The organism is uncultured Leptotrichia sp. (assembly GCF_938036635.1).
GTDB lineage: Bacteria > Fusobacteriota > Fusobacteriia > Fusobacteriales > Leptotrichiaceae > Leptotrichia > Leptotrichia hongkongensis.
On sequence record NZ_CALHQO010000516.1, the window covers coordinates 1 to 3,974 of the forward strand.

At 27.6% G+C, this 3,974-nt stretch carries 3 protein-coding genes; 1 reads left to right on the plus strand and 2 read right to left on the minus strand.

Features of this window, described 5'->3' with window-relative positions; genetic code table 11:
• Positions 1-82: 82 nt before the first annotated feature.
• Both mraY and murF read right to left on the minus strand, forming a co-directional pair.
• Positions 83-1,171 carry a phospho-N-acetylmuramoyl-pentapeptide-transferase gene (gene mraY / locus Q0370_RS10345; RefSeq protein WP_021744609.1) on the minus strand — a complete coding sequence of 363 codons (1,089 nt, stop codon included), beginning with the start codon at positions 1,169-1,171 and terminating at the stop codon, positions 83-85.
• 90 nt (positions 1,172-1,261) lie between these two features.
• Positions 1,262-2,641, minus strand: a complete 1,380-nt coding sequence (murF, locus tag Q0370_RS10350; RefSeq protein ID WP_299575415.1) for a UDP-N-acetylmuramoyl-tripeptide--D-alanyl-D-alanine ligase — start codon at positions 2,639-2,641, stop codon at positions 1,262-1,264.
• A 626-nt stretch (positions 2,642-3,267) separates the two neighbouring features.
• On the opposite strand from murF, the gene Q0370_RS10355 reads away from it, so the two are divergent.
• Positions 3,268-3,807 carry an ankyrin repeat domain-containing protein gene (locus tag Q0370_RS10355; protein WP_299575417.1) on the plus strand — a complete coding sequence of 180 codons (540 nt, stop codon included), beginning with the start codon at positions 3,268-3,270 and terminating at the stop codon, positions 3,805-3,807.
• Positions 3,808-3,974: the final 167 nt, after the last annotated feature.

The following is a 3,974-nucleotide window of genomic DNA, read 5'->3' on the forward strand; positions in this document are numbered from 1 at the left end:
GTTTTTTTGTAATTTGAATTTATAAAAAAATAATAAATAAAAACATAAAATTAGATTGCAGGGGAAAATTCCCCCGCTTTATTTATCTTAATTTCAAAATTACAAATGTTAATAGACATGTCATTATTGAAACAATCCAAAATCTTATTGTAACTTTTGTTTCAGGCAATCCTAGCAATTCAAAGTGGTGATGTATTGGTGCCATTTTGAACACCCGTTTTCCAAAAGTTTTAAAGTGCCAGACTTGAATCATAACTGACAAGGCTTCCATAATAAATATAAATCCAGCAATTGGCAATAACAGCTCTTGCTTTATAAAAATAACAATAATTCCTAAAATTCCACCCAATGTTAAAGAACCTGTATCTCCCATAAATACTTGTGCTGGATAGAAATTATACCATAAGAAACCGATTAAAGCTCCGATTACTGAGGCTAAATAAACTATCATTTCAGCTGCTTGTGGAACGTAATAAAGATTTAGGTATTTTGCATATTTTACATTTCCAGTTAAATAAGTAATAATTAAAAGCGTAATACTTACTACAATTGTAGGTCCGCTCACAAGACCATCCAGTCCATCTGTCAAATTTACCGCATTTGAAGAGCCGATTATTACAAATGCCACAAAAATAAAGAACAGGATTGGAGTTATATATAAATATGAATTTTTAATTAACGGATTTATTATTGAAAAATCAATAGTTTTACTTACAAGTCCGAATTTATATACGAATCCGAATGTTAATGCTGTGATTATTAGTTGTCCTAATATTTTTTTCTTTCCAGAAAGCCCTTTTTTATGCTTTGTCAATTTTAAATAGTCATCATAAAATCCAATTGTTGTAAATAAAATTGTAATTACAAACAAAAACACGATGAATTTATTTGTAAAATTACCAGCGATAGCAGTTGCAAATAAAATTGCACCAATTATTAGAAGTCCTCCCATTGTAGGCGTTCCAGACTTGTCAAAATGTGATTTAGGCCCTTCTTCTCTTGCTGTATCTCCATATTTTTTCTTTTTAAGCCAAGCAATAAACGGTTTCCCTAAAATTAACATAAACAGAAACGCAATCATAAACGCCACAGACGCTCTTAACATTATTGATTTAAAAATACGTAAAACTCTCCAGTTATTGATAAATAACTCTTGCAGTAAATATAACATTCTTTATTATAGAGTTTTTTACCCAATAATCCATATTTAAACAAATTATACAGTAATAAAAAACTCTTCTCCTTTCTTTGTTTATAATATTTATTTTTCTATGATTTCTTCTAGTCTCATTCCTCGTGATGCTTTTAACAGCACTACCTTTTGTTCAGAAATCTGTCTTATTTTTTCTTTTATTTCTTCTTTTTCATCAAAATGTCCAAATTCCTTGTTTTTTAAATTCTCATTGTCCACATTTTCCTTTATTTTTTCGAATAGGCTTTTCATCCTTTCTCCAAATAAATAAAGTTTGTCAAATTTTGTATTTTTTATTGTATTAAAAAGATTACTATGAAGTTCAAGCTCATTTTCTCCTAGTTCCAGCATATCTCCTAGAACCATTATTTTTAGTCTGTCGTTATATATTTGGGAAAATGTTTCAAGTGATTTCTCCATAGACATTGGACTTGCATTATAGGCATCGTTAATATATGTTGTATCGCCGTTTTCAATTATTTGAAACCGCATTCCAGTCAAGCCAATATTTTTCACAGCTTCACTGATTATTTTATCTTCCATTCCGAATTGTTTAGCCACAGCAATTGCCATAACTAAGTTTAATACATTATGTTCTCCTAGAATATTCGTCTTATAATTTCTCTCAACCGTACTTTGACAAATTTTTCCAAAATATTTCAGAAAAAAATCAGTTCCATTTTCGTTAAAATGAACGTCCCCATAATAAAAATCAGACGTCTTCTCCCTAAACTCATTATTTCCAAGATTCAAAGCCCTTACAACTTCGATATTTTCAGCTTTTACATTTTTTAAATAATCATCATCTCCGTTGATTACAAGTGTATTTTTAATATACGGAATAATTTCCGTTTTCGCCAAAAATACATTTTCCTTCGTTTTCAAAAATTCCAGATGTGATTCACCAATGTTGGTAATTACATTAATATCAGGCAATGCAATCTGCCCAAGAAGATCAATTTCTCCAAAACCGCTCATTCCCATTTCCAGAATAATAAATTTGTCATCTTCTTCAGCACGCAACAAAGTGAAGGGCAATCCAATATGATTATTGTAATTCCCTTCAGTCTTTTTTCCTTTATATTTTTGTGAAAGCAAATGGTAAATCATGTCCTTTACAGTAGTTTTTCCATTACTTCCTGTAATTCCAATTACTTTTATATCTAAATTTTTTCGCCATTCCCTAGCAAAATTTTGTAAAAATTCAATACTGTCATTTACAAGAAATGCACGATTAGCATATTTTTCATCTATTTTTAAAGTTTTACTGTCGTAAACAGCAAAAGCACCTTTTTCCAATGCTTCATTAACAAAATTGTTCCCGCCTCTAATGGCAACAAAAACATCATTTTTATCAAGTTCTTTCGAATTAATCGAAATATTATTTATCTCAAGATCTGATATTTTTTGCTTGTTAAAGAAACTTTGAAACACTTCAGCTTTATTCATAAAATTTCTCCAGATTCCTATCTAATTTAATACTTTTTTCACAATTATTCGCATTATAAAATTATATCATTTGAAGAGCATTTTTTCAATATATTTTTATTTTTTTTTCAAATTTTTCTGAAAGAATTTATCTTATATCCGAACCTATTAAAAAATGAATTATATAAAAAAAACATCTGATATTTTCACAACCTTTACATTCTATTCATTTTTACTTTTTGAATACCACAAAATTAAACTCAAAATAATCTCTATTCCCCTATGTAATTCTATATTTCTCCTAAAACCGTATTTACCCCTTATTTTCAATACTATTATATTTCCATTTTTAATAAAAAGCAACCTCTATTTCAAAAAGATATATCTTTTAAACTATAATAACAATTCCTTATTCTATAATGAATATATAGAAAAAATAGCACAATATATGCTATAATAACAAAACAAAATCTCCTAGCAAGAGAAGCAACTTATGAAAAAACCATTTAAAAGCAAAATATAGATTGTAGAATTTTACTAAAAATTTTACTATATTAGAACATAAGCCAGATTATATAAATAATATACAAAATATAATTCAAAAACAACAAATGAAAATACCTATAAAATAGAGAAAGGACAAAGCTATGACAATTTATTCAGCAGCAGATATGGGAACATATGAAGAATTTTTAAAAATATTTAAAGAAGGAGATCAAAATAAAATAAGTTCATCAGGAAGAAGTTTACTTTTTATAGCATTATGTAATACAAAATCAAAAGAAAGATATAGAATAGCAAATTTTTTAATAAATAAAGGAGCTGATGTTAAAATAATAACAGAAGATGGAATGAGCATGTTTTTTCCTTTGTTTTCTTATGGACGACAAGATATAGTAAAAACTACGATTTTATGTAAAACGTTATTGGAAAAAGGAGCAGATATAACAGTAATGCATAAAAAAGAGAAAACAGTTTCATTCAAAATGTTGTTTAACATCGGTACTCCTGAAATAGAAATGTTACCGTTATACCAACTGATATTTTCTCAACCAGGACTTCCTCTTTTAGTAAAAGATAAATGGGGATTAACAGTAATTGAATTTGCCAGAAGATCTAATAGGCCAATAGCAGTGGAAATGATGGAAGATTATGTAAAGAAATATAATTTGAAAGAAGAAAATTAGAATTTTTAGATAACCGTTGTTGCAAAAGACAGCGGTTATTTTTTAGTAATTTTTTTATAATCAAGCTGCTTTTTATTAAAATACAAGAAATTAACTTTTACCGAATATCATTATTAAGAATAATTTCATACTATTCCCTATTTAAGTAACGAATTTATTACAAACTT

Bases quoted from the DNA above. Each gene is read 5' to 3' on its own strand.
- Q0370_RS10355 (WP_299575417.1), top strand. From the start codon at position 3,268: ATGACAATTTATTCAGCAGCAGATATGGGAACATATGAAGAATTTTTA.
- mraY (WP_021744609.1), bottom strand. From the start codon at position 1,171: ATGTTATATTTACTGCAAGAGTTATTTATCAATAACTGGAGAGTTTTA.
- murF (WP_299575415.1), bottom strand. From the start codon at position 2,641: ATGAATAAAGCTGAAGTGTTTCAAAGTTTCTTTAACAAGCAAAAAATA.